The 15,669-nt window shown below is 71.1% G+C and carries 17 protein-coding genes and 3 pseudogenes; 10 read left to right on the top strand and 10 right to left on the bottom strand.

What is annotated here, in order from left to right; all coding sequences use genetic code 11:
- Positions 1–16: 16 nt before the first annotated feature.
- From ACFZDJ_RS23190 to ACFZDJ_RS23175, 4 genes are all read left to right on the top strand, one after another.
- Positions 17–754 carry a Sir2 family NAD-dependent protein deacetylase gene (locus ACFZDJ_RS23190; protein WP_391061094.1) on the top strand — a complete coding sequence of 246 codons (738 nt, stop codon included), beginning with the start codon at positions 17–19 and terminating at the stop codon, positions 752–754.
- Between the two features lie 306 nt (positions 755–1,060).
- Positions 1,061–1,510, top strand: coding sequence for a hypothetical protein (locus tag ACFZDJ_RS23185; protein WP_391061092.1), 450 nt, complete (start codon positions 1,061–1,063; stop codon positions 1,508–1,510).
- Positions 1,507–2,895 (top strand): hypothetical protein, encoded by a 1,389-nt coding sequence (locus ACFZDJ_RS23180; RefSeq protein WP_391061090.1) that lies wholly within the window; start codon positions 1,507–1,509, stop codon positions 2,893–2,895. The genes ACFZDJ_RS23185 and ACFZDJ_RS23180 overlap by 4 nt, the downstream gene beginning before the upstream one ends.
- Complete coding sequence (locus ACFZDJ_RS23175) at positions 2,895–3,206, top strand: hypothetical protein (protein WP_390929827.1); 312 nt, start codon at positions 2,895–2,897, stop codon at positions 3,204–3,206. Before ACFZDJ_RS23180 ends, ACFZDJ_RS23175 begins: the two co-directional genes overlap by 1 nt.
- 219 nt (positions 3,207–3,425) lie before the next feature.
- Here ACFZDJ_RS23175 and ACFZDJ_RS23170 read toward each other — a convergent pair whose 3' ends face one another.
- The 3 genes and pseudogenes from ACFZDJ_RS23170 to ACFZDJ_RS23160 all read right to left on the bottom strand — a co-directional run.
- Entirely contained in the window at positions 3,426–3,908 is a 483-nt protein-coding gene (locus ACFZDJ_RS23170; protein ID WP_391061088.1) for a methylated-DNA--[protein]-cysteine S-methyltransferase, read from the bottom strand.
- Positions 3,909–3,957: 49 nt separating this feature from the next.
- The gene (locus ACFZDJ_RS23165) at positions 3,958–5,439 is read right to left on the bottom strand and encodes an AlkA N-terminal domain-containing protein (RefSeq protein ID WP_391061086.1); all 1,482 of its coding nucleotides are present in this window, start codon (positions 5,437–5,439) and stop codon (positions 3,958–3,960) included.
- Positions 5,440–5,494: 55 nt separating this feature from the next.
- A pseudogene (locus tag ACFZDJ_RS23160) lies at positions 5,495–6,422 on the bottom strand (HAD-IC family P-type ATPase); the annotation flags it as partial.
- Between the two features lie 103 nt (positions 6,423–6,525).
- On the opposite strand from ACFZDJ_RS23160, the gene ACFZDJ_RS23155 reads away from it, so the two are divergent.
- Complete coding sequence (locus tag ACFZDJ_RS23155; protein ID WP_390929831.1) at positions 6,526–6,903, top strand: metalloregulator ArsR/SmtB family transcription factor; 378 nt, start codon at positions 6,526–6,528, stop codon at positions 6,901–6,903.
- Positions 6,904–6,975: 72 nt separating this feature from the next.
- Here the strand turns inward: ACFZDJ_RS23155 and ACFZDJ_RS23150 are convergent, their stop codons facing one another.
- The 5 genes and pseudogenes from ACFZDJ_RS23150 to ACFZDJ_RS23130 form a co-directional block, all read right to left on the bottom strand.
- Positions 6,976–7,326, bottom strand: a complete 351-nt coding sequence (locus ACFZDJ_RS23150; RefSeq protein ID WP_391061084.1) for an NAD-binding protein — start codon at positions 7,324–7,326, stop codon at positions 6,976–6,978.
- Positions 7,327–7,363: 37 nt separating this feature from the next.
- Positions 7,364–7,429, bottom strand: a pseudogene (locus ACFZDJ_RS23145) (hypothetical protein); the annotation flags it as partial.
- Positions 7,430–7,461: 32 nt separating this feature from the next.
- On the bottom strand, positions 7,462–7,665 hold the full coding sequence (locus tag ACFZDJ_RS23140; protein WP_391061082.1) for a carboxymuconolactone decarboxylase family protein: 204 nt from the start codon (positions 7,663–7,665) through the stop codon (positions 7,462–7,464).
- Between the two features lie 231 nt (positions 7,666–7,896).
- A complete protein-coding gene (locus ACFZDJ_RS23135) occupies positions 7,897–8,838 on the bottom strand; it encodes a M48 family metalloprotease (RefSeq protein ID WP_390929835.1) in 942 nt (313 codons plus the stop codon).
- On the bottom strand, positions 8,838–9,224 hold the full coding sequence (locus ACFZDJ_RS23130) for a BlaI/MecI/CopY family transcriptional regulator (RefSeq protein WP_168513017.1): 387 nt from the start codon (positions 9,222–9,224) through the stop codon (positions 8,838–8,840). Before ACFZDJ_RS23130 ends, ACFZDJ_RS23135 begins: the two co-directional genes overlap by 1 nt.
- Before the next feature lie 116 nt (positions 9,225–9,340).
- Here ACFZDJ_RS23130 and ACFZDJ_RS23125 point away from each other — a divergent pair, with 116 nt between their 5' ends.
- The 4 genes from ACFZDJ_RS23125 to ACFZDJ_RS23110 all read left to right on the top strand — a co-directional run bounded on the left by ACFZDJ_RS23125 (position 9,341) and on the right by ACFZDJ_RS23110 (position 12,836).
- A complete protein-coding gene (locus tag ACFZDJ_RS23125; RefSeq protein ID WP_384910500.1) occupies positions 9,341–10,042 on the top strand; it encodes a DedA family protein in 702 nt (233 codons plus the stop codon).
- Positions 10,039–10,644 (top strand): phosphatase PAP2 family protein, encoded by a 606-nt coding sequence (locus tag ACFZDJ_RS23120; RefSeq protein ID WP_384910503.1) that lies wholly within the window; start codon positions 10,039–10,041, stop codon positions 10,642–10,644. The genes ACFZDJ_RS23125 and ACFZDJ_RS23120 overlap by 4 nt, the downstream gene beginning before the upstream one ends.
- A 109-nt stretch (positions 10,645–10,753) precedes the next feature.
- Positions 10,754–11,416 (top strand): response regulator, encoded by a 663-nt coding sequence (locus tag ACFZDJ_RS23115; protein ID WP_390929838.1) that lies wholly within the window; start codon positions 10,754–10,756, stop codon positions 11,414–11,416.
- A gap of 55 nt (positions 11,417–11,471) precedes the next feature.
- Complete coding sequence (locus ACFZDJ_RS23110) at positions 11,472–12,836, top strand: ATP-binding protein (protein WP_391061080.1); 1,365 nt, start codon at positions 11,472–11,474, stop codon at positions 12,834–12,836.
- 48 nt (positions 12,837–12,884) lie between these two features.
- On the opposite strand, the pseudogene ACFZDJ_RS23105 reads toward ACFZDJ_RS23110, so the two are convergent.
- Both ACFZDJ_RS23105 and ACFZDJ_RS23100 read right to left on the bottom strand, forming a co-directional pair.
- A pseudogene (locus tag ACFZDJ_RS23105) lies at positions 12,885–13,485 on the bottom strand (hypothetical protein); the annotation flags it as partial.
- A gap of 40 nt (positions 13,486–13,525) precedes the next feature.
- Entirely contained in the window at positions 13,526–14,836 is a 1,311-nt protein-coding gene (locus tag ACFZDJ_RS23100) for a histidine kinase dimerization/phospho-acceptor domain-containing protein (RefSeq protein ID WP_391061078.1), read from the bottom strand.
- Between the two features lie 171 nt (positions 14,837–15,007).
- Here ACFZDJ_RS23100 and ACFZDJ_RS23095 point away from each other — a divergent pair, with 171 nt between their 5' ends.
- Positions 15,008–15,658: a hypothetical protein gene (locus ACFZDJ_RS23095; RefSeq protein ID WP_384910515.1), complete on the top strand. Its 651-nt coding sequence runs from the start codon at positions 15,008–15,010 to the stop codon at positions 15,656–15,658.
- Positions 15,659–15,669 lie beyond the last annotated feature (11 nt).

Here is a 15,669-nt window from a genome sequence, read left to right as displayed (position 1 = left end):
GTCCTACTCTCGGCCCATGAACAGGCCACTCGTCGCCATCCTCAGTGGAGCAGGGATCTCCACCGATTCCGGAATCCCCGATTATCGCGGTCCGAACGGGCTGTGGCGGCGGGATCCCGAGGCCGAGAAGCTCGTGACCTACGAGTACTACATGGGCGATCCCGAGATCAGGTGCCAGGCCTGGCAGATGCGGCGGAGGAACCGCACGCTTAAGGCGGAGCCCAATGCCGCGCACCGCGCCGTGGCTGAGCTGGAGCGGGCCGGGGTGCCGGTGCGGGTGATCACGCAGAACGTGGACGGGCTGCACCAGCTCGCCGGACTGCCCACCCGCAAGGTCCTCGAACTGCACGGCACCGCACGGAAGTTCGTGTGCACCAAGTGCCAAGCCCGCGGGCCCATGGAGGACGCCATCGCCCGCGTCGAAGCCGGCGAAGACGATCCGCCCTGCCTGGAGTGTGGCGGCATCTTGAAGTCGGCAACCGTGATGTTCGGCGAGCGCCTCGACCCGGTGGTCCTCGGCGAGGCCCTCGCGATCACCAAGGCCTGCACCGTGTTCATCGCGGTCGGCACCAGCCTGCAGGTCCAGCCCGCCGCCGGGCTCGCCGGCGTCGCCGCCGACAACGGCGCCCGACTGGTCATCGTCAACGCCGAGCCGACACCGTACGACGAACGTGCCGACGAAGTGATCCGCCAACCCATCGGCACCTCCCTGCCCGAACTGCTGCAGCAACTGAGCGCAGAGAGCGCCTACTAGCGCTGTTGGGATCGGCTATTACGCACGGCACCTCATGAAGTCCAGATCAGTAACTGATCAAGAGCCCGCTCGCCAGCCACTGCCTATTTTTTTTCCACAACACCAGCGCTCCCCCTCCGTCAACGTATCCCGCGCACCGGCAGAAGCGGCAGAAGCGGCAGCAATGATCGACCTCGCCCGCATACGGCACGTCAGAGCGGAGCGACGTGCCGTCACTTCGCAAAGAAGTGACGAGGTTTGGGTAAAGCCCCTCCCAATGGCATGATCGACTAGGTGTTCGAGGCAACGAGCTGGAGGGGAAACGAGTTGTCTTTCGATGAGGAGTGGGCCCAGTTGAAGGCCGACGCCCTGGCGCGCAGGTCGACGGGCACGCAGATCGACCAGCTTCCGGCCGACGCGAGCGGAGGCACCGGCGCACCGGTCGCCGGGAGTCTGGTGGCCAAGACCGACTCGATCAACGGCAACGCGAATCTGCTGATCGAAATAGCGGGCTTCCTCCAGGAGGGCCGGCCTGACGCCGAACTCACCACCATGGCCCGGGAGCCTCGAACACACGAGGACGTGGCCAAGCAGGTGGCCCGGTTCGCCGGATTCGCGGATGACCAGTACCTGGACGCGGTCGCTCTCTTCGCGGCACTCTCCACCCGCCTGCGAACAGTCGGCAGCGACTTCGTGAAGATCGACGACGACACGGCACTGCGCTTCCTCGACGACGTTTTGCGCTACGGCCAGTACGTCGCTCCGGGGGCACGATGAGCGGCGGGATCTGCCACCGCAAGGACGTCGAATATCTGGAGGGCTGCAATCCGCCCCTCGTCGAGCGGAACGCGGACGAGTTCAAGCGCCTGCACGACATGCTCGTGGCGGTCGACCCGTCCGCCGAGCGAGCCGAGAAGCACACCCACTGGAAGAGCGAAGGCAGCCAGCACTACGAAGCCCGGCTCACCGAGGCGCGCAAACTGCTCACGCAGCTCGCCGAAGGCTATGACAAGGCCGCCAGCTCCCTGAGGGACTACGCGTTCGCGCTGGAGGTCGCCAAGGCGCACTACTCCAACGGCAAGGCGAACGAGCAGGCCCTCGCAAGCCTGATCCACACCAAGGGCACGGCGATCACCCGTGAGGCCCAGGAAGCGGAGCCGATGCGCCAGTGGGAGGACATGCGGTCCACCACCGGCGTCATGGACTTCTTCGCCGAACTCACCATGGATGTCGACGACATCCGCGACGACGCGAACCGGCTGCACGACGCCGCCGGCGGCGATTTCCATCTGGCGAAGACCACGGAACACGAGGCACGGGAGCTCTGCGTCCACCAGCTCAAGCAGGCGTACGACCTGCTGCCCGACTTCCGCATGGGCTTCATTCAACGCGTCGACATCGTCTCGGCGATCGCGGACTTGCGGCGAGAGGCTGCCGAGGCGGGCACGAACCCGCTGACCCATCTGCCCGGCAGCGGCCCCAAGCAGGACTACTACCCCATCGCTGGGAACGACATCCTCTCCCCGACCCTGCGCGACATCCGCCTCCAGGTCGCCAACCTCCCAGGAGCGAAGGACAGTTACTGGAGTCCGCCCTCCAACGCCCAGGAGCGCGCCGACTGGATCGCGGCGAACAAGGACATCATCAAGGCGGCGGCACGGAACTCGGGGCTCCCACCGGACATGGTCGCCGGTATCGCCTGGCAGGAGATCGGCGGACAGCCCGGCATCCTGGACGACATCACCGACACCATCCGCGAGCAGGCCGACTCCCCACTCAGTCCGATCGCCCCCGAGACCCTCCCCTGGCGTCTGGGCGGCGATCCCGACAACACGTCCATGGGGCCCATTGCCATCCAGGTGCGCCGCGGCGCCGAGGTCCTCGGCTACGACCCCGACCACCTCACCGACCAGCAACGCGGCATGGTGGAGGATTCTCTCCAGGACCCTGCGCAGAACATCTTCATCGCCTCGGAGTACCTGGCCCAACTCAAGGCGGAGAGCGAGTTCGCCAACGTGCCTGCGGAGGAGATGACGCCGGCCCAGTATCAGGAACTCGCCGCGCGTTACAACGGTGGCCCGTACTGGCGGACCGACGACGCCCAGGCCTACGGACGTGGCTTTACGAACAATCTGGACGAGGCAAGGAACGCACTGCGCTGATGACCAGCCCTTCCCACGTGGACAACGACCGCGGCTGCCTGCGCCTGGTCCTCGCCGTTCCACTGATCCTGCTCACCCTTGTCGCCGCGTACTTCTGCTGGACGGCACTGACCATCCGTCCGTCCGGGCCCTGGGACGACGACGCGTACGCCGGCATCACACTCTCGTGCGTCCTCACCATCGGGGCTGCCGGTGCGGCGGCAGTGCTGTGGCTGCTGCCGTCGGTGCGCCGGATCATGGGGTGGTGGTGGGTGGGCCCCGCCGTGCTGTTGGGTGTGATCGCAGTGATCCGATGGGTGATGGGCGGTTAGGGCCTGTCCGGCGGATCATGCCGGAGACGCGGGTGAGGCGCCGCTACTTTCCTCCGACCTGATCCGCCGGACAGGCCCTAAGCCGTCCAGCGCCATCACGAACGTGAAAAGGCGTGGCGGACTATCCGACCGCCACGCCTCTACAGGGGGATCCGGAGATCCGGCGGCGGTCGTGGCAGGTGATCACGCAGAACGTGGACGGATTGCACCAGAAGAGAGCTAGAAGAGAGCCGTACCGCTCTCGAAGTCCAGCAGGCGCTGCTTGCGGTCCAGGCCGCCGCCGTATCCGGTGAGGCTTCCGTTCGCGCCGACCACGCGGTGGCAGGGCACGATGACGCCGATGGGGTTCTTGCCGTTGGCGAGGCCGACCGCGCGGGAGGCGCCCGCGTTGCCCAGGGCTTCGGCCAGTTCGCCGTACGAGCGGGTCTCGCCGTAGGGGATCCGGCGCAGCTGCTCCCAGACGCTGCGCTGGAACGGGGTGCCGGACATCCGCAGTTCGAGGGTGAACTCCTTCAACTCACCCTCGAAATAGGCCTTCAGCTGGTCGGCGACCTCGCCGAAGGGCATGTCGTCGCGTTCGCCGAAGGTCTCCTCCGGCGGGCGGTGGCGTTGGCCGACCATGTAGAGGCCGCACAGGACGCCGTCGTCGGCGACGAGGGTGAGGGGGCCGTACGGGCTGTCGATGACCGTGTGCTGTTTCACAGTTCGTACCTTCGAGTCGCTTGAAGCATGTGCGTTTGCTTGAAGTCGCTTATACGGGGAGGAAGTTGATGGGGTGGCTGTCCGTCGCCCACAGGTACTGGACCGCGTACGCCCGCCACGGGCGCCACGCCGCCGCGCGCGCCGTGAGGGCGGCGGGGGTCGACGGCAGGCCCAGTTCCTGGGCCGCGCGCCGGATTCCGAGGTCGGTGGGGAGGAAGGCGTCGGGGTCGCCGAGGGCGCGCATGCCAATGACGTCGACCGTCCAGGGGCCGAAGCCGGGGAGGGCGAGGAGGCGGGCGCGGGCCTCGGCCCAGTCGCTCTCCACTCCCAAGTGGAGTGAGCCGTCGGCGAGTTGGCGTACGAGCGTGGTGAAGGTGGTGCGGCGGGTGCTCGGCATGGCGAGCGACGACGGGTCCAGGGCCGCGAGCGCCTGAGGGGAGGGGAAGAGGTGGGTGAGGCCGCCCTCGGGGTCCTCGACGGGTTCGCCGTGCGCGGTGACCAGGCGGGCCGCGTGGGTACGGGCGGCGGCGGTGGAGACCTGCTGGCCCAGGACGGCCCGTACGGCGAACTCGGCCTCGTCGACCGTGCGCGGCACCCGGCGGCCCGGGGCCTTCGCCACCAGGGGCGCCAGCACGGGATCCGTCCGCAGCTGGTCGTCGACGGCGACCGGGTCGGCGTCCAGGTCGAGCATGCGGCGGCAGCGGCTGATCGCGACGGGCAGGTCGCGCAGGTCACTGAGGGTGAGGCGGCAGGCGATGTGGTCGACGTGCGGGGTGAGCCCGACGATCCCGTGGCCGTAGGGCAGGCGCAGGGTGCGCCGGTAGGCGCCGTCGCGCCACTCCTCGACACCGGGTACGGCGGTCGCCGCGAGGTGACCGAAGAGGTTGTCGGGGTTGAGCGGGGCGCGGAAGGGGAGCCGCAGGCTCAGGACGCCCGGTGTGGCCGGGGGGCGTTTCTTAGGCACCCGGTCGCGCAGCTCGCTCGGGGCGAGGGCGAAGACCTCGCGCACGGTGTCGTTGAAGGTGCGGATGGAGGAGAACCCGGCCCCGAAGGCGATCTCCGCCATCGGGAGCGCGGTGGTCTCGATGAGCAGCCGGGCGGTCTGGGCGCGCTGCGCCCGGGCGAGCGCGAGCGGTCCCGCGCCCAGTTCGGTCAGCAGCTGCCTCTCGACCTGGCGGATGCTGTAGCCGAGCCGGCCCGCCAGGCCCGGGATTCCCTCGCGGTCCACGACCCCGTCGCCGATCAGGCGCATCGCACGGGCGACGAGGTCGGCTCGCTGGTTCCACTCGGGCGAGCCGGGGCTGGTGTCCGGACGGCAGCGCTTGCAGGCCCGGAACCCGGCCTGCTGGCAGGCCGCCGCACTCGGGTAGAACGTCATGTTCTCGGGTTTCGGCGGCACCACCGGGCAGCTCGGCCGGCAGTAGATCCGCGTGGTCAGGACCGCTGTGAAGAACCATCCGTCGAAGCGCGCGTCCTTCGACTGGACAGCGCGCACACAGCGCTCCATGTCGGTGTGCATCCCGTTCCGCATGCCTCAAGCATCGGGCACCCGCGGGGCCGGGGCTGGCGAGAATCCGACATCAACCTCACAGCGACCGAGGTCGGCCTCCATCCGGCCGCTGCCATGCGGACTCCCGCAGACGCCATGCGGACTCTCGCAGCAGCCGCAGTCCGTTCAGCCCGACCAGCACGGTGGAGCCCTCGTGGCCCGCGACGCCGAGCGGCAGCGGGAGGTGTCCGAGCAGGTCCCACAGGACGAGGACCGTGATGAACGTGCCCGCGACGAGGAGATTCTGGACCACCAGGCGGCGGGCCGCGCGGGACAACCGTACGACCGCGGGGATCGCCGCCGGCTCGTCACGGACGACGACGGCGTCCGCCGCCTCCAGCGCCAGGTCGGAACCCGCCCGGCCCATGGCGACCCCCGAGTGGGCGGCGGCCAGGGCGGGCGCGTCGTTGACGCCGTCGCCGACGAACAGGACCTTGCGGCCCTCGCGTTGCAGTTCCCGTACGGCCGTGACCTTGCCCTCGGGCAGCAGGGAGGCGCGTACGTCCGTGATGCCGGTGGCGGTGGCCACCTGGGCGGCGGCGCGCGGGTTGTCTCCGGTGAGGAGCACGGGTGAGGTGCCCGTCAGGGCGGTGAGCCCCGCGGCCGTCTCGGCGGAGTCGGCGCGCGGGCGGTCGGCCAGGACGAGCGTGCCGACGGGAGCGCCGTCACGTTCGACGAGGACGACCGTGCCGCCTTCGACGTCCGTGTCCGCGCCCATGCCCGTGCCCGTGCCTGAGCGGGTGTTCGCTGGGGTGCTCGGCGGCGGCCGCCAGCGCCAGCAGGGCGTCCTCGTCCAGCCCCGATCCGGTCGCCGGACGTACGGCCGTCACCTCGGGCGCGCCCTCCGTCAACGTGCCGGTCTTGTCGAGGGCGGCCGTGTCGATCTCGCCGAGGCGTTCCATGGCGAGCGCGGACTTGACCAGGACGCCGTGCCGGCCGGCGGTGGCGATGGCGGAGAGCAGCGGGGCGGGGACGGGCGGCGAGTCAAGAGTGGAGGACACCCTGGCACCATACAGGAACACATGAAGACTCATTCATATCTTCATCTGCGATGAGTAAGGTACGCCCATGGGTCATGGAGCCGTCACCACCGCGCAGGACGCCGCCGCTCGGAACGTCACCACGCGCGTGCGTCTGGACGCGGCGAATGTCGCGAAGGTGGCCACCACGCTCCAGGCCCTGTCCACTCCTTCACGGCTGCTGATCCTCGCGCGGCTGCGCGAAGGGCCGCTGCCGGCGACGGAGCTGGCCGGCGAGGTGGGCATGGAACAGTCCGCCTGCTCGCACCAGTTGCGGCTGCTGCGCAACCTGGGCCTGGTCGTCGGCGAGCGCCGCGGCCGGTCGGTGGTCTACGCGCTGCACGACCACCATGTCGCCGAACTCCTCGACCAGGCGGTCTACCACGTGGAGCATCTGCGGCTCGGCCTCAGCGACGCGTCCGAGTAGCGCCGGCGTCCCGGCCGACGGCCACGCGGCAGATGCGGCCGCTGTACGCCGCCGGGTTCACGAGGACCGGGGTCAGGCTCCTTCGACGTGGGGGAAGACGCGGGTGAAGTCGGCGCCGGGTTCCTTCGCGGCGAAGCTCTCCCACAGGGCGCCGGTGGCCGCCCCGATCGGTGACGGCCGGTCCTCTTCCTCGACGGCACGCAGGTAGAGCTGTACGTCCTTGGTCATGAGCGTGTTGGTGAATCCGGCGGCGTAGCGGCCGGTGAGGACATGGTTCGGGAACTTGTCGTTCGTCGCGGCGCTGCGCCCGCCGGCCCCGTCCAGCACCTCCACCATGGTCGCCATGTCGAGACCCACCGACCGGCCGAAGGCGATCGCCTCGCCGGCGGGCGACCTGGGCCACGTCGGTGGCGTGGACGGCACCCGGTGGGGTGCGCCGCGGGCCCGCGGCGTCGTGGGCCACCAGGTCGAGGCCGGCCCCGAGCACGTTCGCCGCCAGGGCCCCGCCCATGGTGCCGAGGCCCACGAAGCCGACCGTCACCGGTGCTTCCCCGGCCGTCACGCTCCCTCACGCTCCGCCCGTACGGCCTTGACGCCGCGCCGGGCCGCGACTGCGGCGAGAACGCCGCAGTAGGCGGAGATCTGGAACAGCAGCTCGTCGATCTCCTCGTCGGTGACGCCGGTGCGCGGTGAACTGCTCGCGTGCACACGGAACTCGTCCATCCGGCCCAGCGCCGCCGTCATCGCCATCACCATCACCATCAGGCTCCGGTTCCGGGGTTGCCGAGCACGGCCCGGCGCACGGCGCGGGCGGCCCGCAATTCGCCGGTCTCTTCCATGGGGGCTCCCTTGCCGCCGATCCGGTGGTCGTGACACGCGGGCAGGACGGACTCTCCACTCAGGAGAACATTCCTCTCACTGAGCGTAAATGAAGATTCCGCAGGGAGACAGATGGGCGTCACGGCCTTGACCCGGCAACCCGGCCCGGAAGGGTCAGCGGGTCTCCTCGCCCTGGGCGATCTCCACCTCGTGATGGAAGGCGAGGACGCCGGTCGCCGCCGCGGAGGCCGAGACGGTCGCGCAGGCGACGAGGAGGAGGGCGATCCAGGAGGCGGCGCGGGAGCGGCGCCCGGGAGTCGCGAGAAGGGCCGCGACCCGCTGCGGTACGGGTCCGGTGGTCGCGGCGGCGGCGAAGTCGGGGCGGGTGGAGCGGACGGCCGTGGTGGCGAGGGCGGCGCGGGCGATGGCGCGCGCGGTCAGCCGCCGATCCCCCACCGCCGTGGCGGCGGCCTCGTCCGCGGCGCGCTCGGCGGCGAGCGCGATGCTGTCGCGGACCGCGCGCAGCCCGGGATGGCAGTGCGCGGCGATCTCGGCCGCGACGAGGAAGCGGTGGTGGTTGCCCGCGTTGTGGGCCCGCTCGTGGGCGAAGAGCACCTCGCGCTCCTCGGGGCGGAGGCTGCGGAGCATCGCGGTGGTGACGACGATGCGGTGCGGACGGCCCGGCAGCGCGTACGCGTCCGGGTGGGGAGATTCGATCACGCACAGGTCGCCCGCGGCGGGCCGGCGATCGGCCTGACTGCGGGCGGTGCGGAAGGCGCGCAACTGGCGCAGGGCGGAGCGCACGAGAGTCGCGGCGCCGACGGTGAGGAGGCCGGTGGCCGCCGCCGCCAGGGGCAGGACGATCAGGTTCGACGGGGTGCGCAGGGGGTGGACGAGGTCACCCAGGCCCGCCAGGACCGGCAGCTTGAGCAGGCCGGTGAGGAGCAGCGCACCGAGCGCGGCCACGGAGGCGCCGGCCAGCACGAGGACCGTGAGGGTCAGTGCCCACAGCGCGGCGACCGGCGCGAGGCGGTCGAGGCAGCGGCGGGCCAGCCCCGGCAGCGCGAAGGGCAGCAGAAGCGGGATGAGCAGCGGAATGATCAGCGAAGTGGTCATTACTCACCCGATTCTAGTTGCTCACCCGATTCCAGAAGATCACGCAGGAGGCGCTCGTCGTCGGGGCTGAGCTGGGCGACGAACCGGGCCAGCGCCGTCTCCCGGTCCTCGTCCCGGTCGAGCTCGGTGTGCATGCGGCGGGCCGTGAGGCCGTGCGGGTCCTGGACGGGGAAGTAGGCGAAGCCGCGGCCCTGCCGCTCCCGGCCGACGATCCCCTTCTCGTGCAGCCTCGACAGGATCGTCGTCACCGTCGTACGGGCCAGCCCCGAGCCGAGCTCCGTCTGGACGCGGCCCGGAGTCAGCGGTGCGCCGGCGGCCCAGAGGGCGGCCATGACGGAGGCCTCGAGCTCACCCGCCGGTCGGCGTTCGTCCTTCGCGCTGGTCATGGGAACGATCCTCACCCCGGTATCGTCTACAGTTCAGTAGACCGTCTACAGGATTGTAGTCACTCGGGTGCCGTCACGACTGCGCCCGCCCGTCCAGTATGAGAGGGCTCCCGGCGATGGCCGCACCTTTGTTCGCAGCGTCACAGCTCGGATCACAGCTCGGGTCGGAGCTAGCGGTGAACATCCTCAGCGCCCAGTCCCTGCTCGCCGCCTTCGGTGTGCTGGGCGTCGGCGTGGTGATGTTCGCTGAGACCGGGCTGCTGATCGGCTTCTTCCTGCCCGGTGACTCGCTGCTGTTCACGGCGGGCCTGCTGTGCACGGGGTCGGGCCACGGCGGCCTGAAGCTGTCCCTGGGGCCGCTCCTGGTCTGCGCCGCCGTGGGCGCGCTGGCCGGCTCCCAGTGCGGCTATCTCATCGGACGCAAGGCGGGCGGCGCTCTGCTCGCCCGCAGCGGCTCGCCCCGGCTGCACGAGGGGGCCAAGCGCGCCGAGGAGCTGCTGGAGCGGTACGGCCACGCGAAGGCGATCGTGCTGGCCCGCTTCGTCCCGGTCGTACGCACCGTGCTGAACCCGATGGCGGGCGCCCTCCAGGTCCCCGCCCGCACGTTCACCGTGTGGCAGGTCGTCGGCGGTCTCGTCTGGAGCATCGGCCTCACCCTCGCGGGCTACGCACTGGGCTCGTCGATTCCGAATGTCGACCGCTATCTGCTCCCGATCATCGCCGTGATCGTCATCGTGTCGCTGATCCCGCTGGCCGCCGAGTTCCGCCGCTCCCGCAAGGCCGCGGCCACGATCGCGGAGAAGGGCGCCCAGGGATGATGCTCGCGTTCAACGGGTCGTCGATCGACGGCTCCGCCTACACCTACGTGGTGAATCTCGCCCATGACGCCCCGTCCTGGCTGGACAGCCTGGTGTCCGCCTGGTCGACGTACGGGCTGGCGCTGTTCGCCGTTCTCATGCTCGTGGGCTGGTGGCAGGCCCGTCGCAGCAGCGCCCAGACGGCGATTTTCGCGCTCGCGGTGCCGGTGATCGTCGTCGTGGCGTTCGGGGTGAACTCGCTGTTCAAGATGGTCGTCCGCGAGGACCGCCCCTGTCAGAGCCTGCACGTGAAGACGCTGGAGGCGTGTCCGGCGCCGGGCGACTGGTCCTTCCCCAGCAATCACACGGTCATCGCCGCCGCGGCCGCCGTGGCCCTGCTCTACGTCTCCCGTCGCCTCGGCACCATCGCCCTGCTGGCCGCCTGTCTGATGGCCGTGTCCCGGGTCTGGGTCGGCGCGCACTATCCGCACGACGTGGTCGCCGGTGTCCTGGTCGGCACGCTGATCGCGATGCTGCTGACGACCCTTCTGCGCAGACTCTCCGACCCGCTGGCGGGCCGGCTCACGGACTCGCGGCTGCGGCCGCTGCTGGTCTCGGCGTAGGCCCACGGCCACGGCCGCGGCCACGCCCAGGGCTACGGCTACGGCTACGGCTACGGCTACGGCTACGGGAAACAGGCAAGCAGCCTTCCGGATCTGCTGAAGGAGGACCATGCGGCACACGATCCTGGTCGTCGAGGACGACCACGCCCTGCGTGACGTCCTGCTGCGCGGGCTGCGCGACGAGGGCTTCGACACCGTGCCCGCCCCGGACGGGGCGACCGCGCTGCGGCTGGCCGGGGACGACGTCGACGCGGCCGTGCTGGACGTCGGGCTGCCCGACGCGGACGGGCGGGACGTGTGCCAGGCGATCAGAGCCAATGGCTTCCTCTCGCCCGTCATCTTCCTGACGGCCCATCACCACCTCACGGACCGGCTGGCGGGCTTCTCGGCCGGCGGCGACGACTATCTGCCCAAGCCGTTCCACCTGACGGAGCTGGCCGCCCGGCTGCGCGCGGCGCTCAAGCGCAGCGGACCGCTCCCGGCCACCACGGCCGGGGACCTGGTCCTGGACCCGGTCGGGCACAGCCTCACCGTCCAGGGCACTCGGGTCGGCCTCACCCCGACGGAGTTCCGGCTGCTGGCGGCGCTGATGGCGGGGTCCGGGGACACCGTCCGCAGGCGGGAACTGATCAGGGCCGGCTGGCCGGAAGGCGCTCAGGTCAGCGACAACACGCTGGACCAGTATCTGACCCGGCTGCGCCGCAAGCTCCGGGACGGCGGCAGCGCGCTGACCATCACCACGGCGCGCGGCATCGGCCACCGGCTGTCATGAAGACCCTGTCAGCCGGTGCCACGAGGGCCCGGTCAGCCGGCGCGAAGGCACGGTCATGAGGGCGTTCGCCTCACGATGGTGGCCGCGCACCCTGCGGGGCCGGCTCTCCCTGGTCGCGCTCACCACGGCGACGATCCTGATGGTGATCCTCACGGTCGCGTTCAACACGGTCGTACGCCGTCACCTTCAGCACCAGGCGGACGACGAGCTGCGCACCCGGGCCGCCGCCGTCACCGCGACCATCGTCACCGACGGCTCCCGGGTGCGGGTCCTGGAGACCCCGGGCGAGGAGCTCCTCGACACGAACGTGTGGATCTACTCGGGCGGCCGACTGCTCGAGAAGCCCTCGTCCGCCACGACCACCAGCCCGCTGACCCGCGCCGCCGGCCGGCTCGTGGCGCGCGACGCCCGGACTTGCGTCACCGTGCACAGTCACGACGAGGTACGGCTGTGCTCGCGCCCGGTGCCCGGTGGCAAGGGCGCCGCTGCCGTCGTCACGGCGCTGGACCTCTCCCCGTACCGCAGTTCGGCCGACACGATGCTCTTCGCGTCCCTCGCCCTCGACGCCGCGATGCTCGCCTGCACGTACGCGCTGACGCGGCTGGCGGTGGGCCGTGCCCTGCGTCCCGTGCGCTCGATGACCGAGCACGCCACCCAGTGGAGCGCGATAGCCTCCCAGGAGCGCTTCGGCTCCGTGACCCGCCCCACCGAACTCGCCCAGCTGGGCGGTTCGCTGGACGCCCTCCTCGACCGCATCCGCGCGCTGCTGCGGCACGAACAGCAGCTCACCCGGGAGCTGTCGCACGAGCTGCGCAACCCGCTCGCCCGGATCATCGCCGAGCTCGACTGGTGGGGAGCCCGCCCCCGCTCCGACGCCGACACCAAGGCCACGCACGCGGCGATCGCCGACGCGGCCCAGTCCATGCGCACGATCTGCGACACCCTGCTCGACGAGGCCCGCGACAGCACGGCCACCGCGCCCGGCACAGCCGACGTGCTGCCGGTGCTGCACCGCCTGGTGGACCGCCTCGGCCCCACGATGGAGGGCGTGGAAGTCGTCGTCACCGTCCCGGACGCGCAGTTGTCGGCCGGGGTGCCGGACGCCCTTCTGGAGCGCATCGTCAGCCCGCTGCTCGACAACGCCCTGCGGCACGCGCGCGCCCGGGTCGAGATCCTGGCCCGCGCTCAGCCCGGCGGCGTACGCGTCGAGGTCGGGGACGACGGTCCCGGCGTACCGGCGTCGTTCGCGGCACAGCTTTTCCAGCCCGGTCGGCGCGCCGATCCCGAGGACGGACACGGCGGAGCGGGCCTCGGGCTGCCGCTGGCGCGACGCCTGGCCCGCTCCGCCGGCGCGGAGGTGGACCACGACGGGCGGCACACCTCCGGCGCGACGTTCGTGGTCACGCTTCCCGCGGGTTGAGCACGTCATCCCCGCTGGAGGCGGCTACTGGAGGCTGAGCTGCCGCTCGGCACCCAGCGGGCGGGGCAGGATGTACGCGATCCAGAAGCTCAGCACGGCGTTCAGGCCGAGCGCGAAGTGCGCGACCGCCACCGCGACGATGGCAAGGCCGAACAGGATCGCGGAGACCCAGTACCCGAGGGCCATCTTCTCGGCGACCAGGTCGCCGGCCGAGGTGCCCAGTGCGAAGGTGAACAGCACGGCCGGCCAGTAGCCAGTAGTAGGCCTCGCGGGACACCGTGTCGATGCTGTGGATGGACAGCGTCCCCTCGCGGCGGTACCAGAGGGCGAAGACGACGGCGAGGGCGACGGCGAACACGGTGGTACAGGTCGTCAGCGACACGCCCAGGTTGTCGGTGAGGTTGTCGCTGATCAGCGTGCCGACGACGCTGATGAGGGCCACGGCGGACCAGTAGACGCCGGGCCGGTCGGCCTTCGTGCGGAACTGGACGACGAGGACCCCTATGAGCAGCGCGCTCATCAGCAACCACAGCACCTTGATGATCCAGAAGTACTCGGTGACCTCGGGAACCTTGTTCCAGCGGAGGTGGTGGCCGGGGGCCGCTCCACTGCGGACATAGGCCCCGGGCGTCTCAGAAGTGTCAGTCATGAGGCCCGACCCTGCCGACGGGGCCCTGATCACATTCTGACTACCGGGTGGCGGGGGCGGCAGGGACGACGGGGACGAGCAGTGTGAACGTCGTGGGGTCGCCGCCCGCCAGGAAGAGTCTGCCGCCGAGCGACACGGCCAGGTCGCGGGCGAGGGCGAGACCGATGCCCGTACCGCCGTTGCGACCGCTGGTCCGTCCACGCGCGAACAGTCCTTCCGGCTCGACGGCGACCGTTCCCTCGTCGGCGACGTCAAAGGCGAGGGCGTCGTCGAGGTCGCGGACCGTAACGCGGACGCTGCCCCGGCCGTGCGTACGGGCGTTGTCCAGGAGGACGCCGAGGATCTCGGCGACGGGCCCGCCAGGCACCAGGACGTCGCCCGGGATGTCCTGGACGCCGCAGTCCAGGCGCCTGCCTTCCTGGGCGAAGAGACCGTGCCACCGGGCGTCGGTCTCCGCCAGGAGGTGGACCACCGACCGGTCGGGCACGACGGCGCCCGGCGGGCCGGGCGAGCCCGCGAGCCGCAGCACCTCCTCCACCGTGTCGTGCAGCCGCCGGGTGGCGTCCAGCGCCTCCTCCAGTGCGGGACGCAGCCGGGCGTCGTCCTGCGCGAGCCCCGCCTCCAGGGTGAGCTGCAGCCCGGTCAGCGGGGTGCGCAGCTGGTGGGAGGCGTTGGCGGTGAAGTCCTTCTCGTGACGCAGGAGTTCGGAGAGGCTGTGCAGCATGTCGTTGTGCGTGCGGGCGACCTGGTCGATCTCGGCGATGGTGCTGGGCGCGGCCCGTGCGGTCAGGTCGCCCTCGGTGACGGCGCGGCAGTGCCGGGAGAGGTCCTCCAGCGGTGCGGCGAGCGCCCGTGCCTGACGCCGGGCGACGAGGACGGCGACGGCGAGCGCGAACACGGCCGCGCCGAGCAGGACCGCCCAGTCCACCAGGACACGGTTCCTGACGGCCGACACGGCGGAGGAGGCTCGTACGACACCGATGACCTGCTCGGCGTGCGAGACGGGCACGGCGACCACGAGCTCACCCCCGCTCTGGGTCCGCGCGATGACACCACGGAACGCACGGCGGACCGCCGTGTCCCCGCTGCGGGGCCCGGTGCCCGTGTGCAGCCGGGGTTTCGGGTCGTACAGGCCGAGGCGTTCGCCCGGTCCCGGCGGGGGCAGTTCGGCGGGGTCGCCGGTCGCGTAGTCGGGGTTCACGCGTACGGCGGCGGCCAGGGCGGCCCGTTCGAGGGAGTCCCGCTGGTCGGCGTAGAGGGTGGCCCGGACGGCGAGGGCGAGCGGGATCGCGAGGAGGACGAGCGCGACCAGCACCGCGGTGACGGCCACCCGCACGACACGCTGTCTCATGCCCCTCATGATGCGGGGCGGCCACCGGATCAGGCGCGGCGGCCACGCGCTTTTGCCGTCGTCTAACCCTCGCCGTGCGGGGCGTTAACCGGGCGGCTCCTACCGTCGGTGCCATGACCGTCCGGTCGGATCCGCACCGGTGCGGCAGGGGTTGCCAGGAGGGCAGTGGCCATGGCACGCGTACGTACCGTCCGTAGTCTCGGGGTCGTGGGGCTCGTACTCGCCGCGGCGGTGACCGCCGGGTGTTCCGGTTCGAGTTCCGGGCCCCCCGCCGCCTCGCACGCGACCTCCGGCCCGGGCTCCGCCTCCACCACCACGGCCGGTGCCGGTGCCGCCCCGGCGCCCACCGAGTCCAATCCGCCCGGTGACATCCCCGACAACCAGGCGTACGTCGCCTTCCGGCCGTCGGGGGGCGCCTTCACGGTGAAGGTGCCCGAGGGCTGGGCCCGTACCGGCCAGGGCGGTACGACCGTCTTCACGGACAAGCTGAACCGCGTCGAGATCGCCACCGCGTCCGCCTCCTCGGCGCCCACGGTCACCTCGGTCGGCTCCACGGTCGTGCCCCGACTGCGCGGCCAGGTACCGAAGTTCGACGGACCCAAGGTGTCGCAGGTGAACCGGCACGCCGGGAGCGCGGTGCTGCTGAAGTACCAGGGCGACTCCGCGGCGGACCCGGTCACCGGCAAGGTCGTGCGCGACGCCTTCGAGCGGTACGCGTTCTACCGGCAGGGCCACGAGGTGGACCTCACCCTGTCCGGGCCCGTGAACGCCGACAACGTGGACCCGTGGCGCATCGTCACCGACTCCTTCTCGTGGAAGTGACCGTGAGCGCC

This window comes from Streptomyces sp. NPDC007896, from assembly GCF_042959425.1.
Classification (GTDB): Bacteria; Actinomycetota; Actinomycetes; order Streptomycetales; family Streptomycetaceae; genus Streptomyces.
Note: the sequence above shows the minus strand (reverse complement) of the source record. Positions and strands in the feature narration are given on the sequence as shown.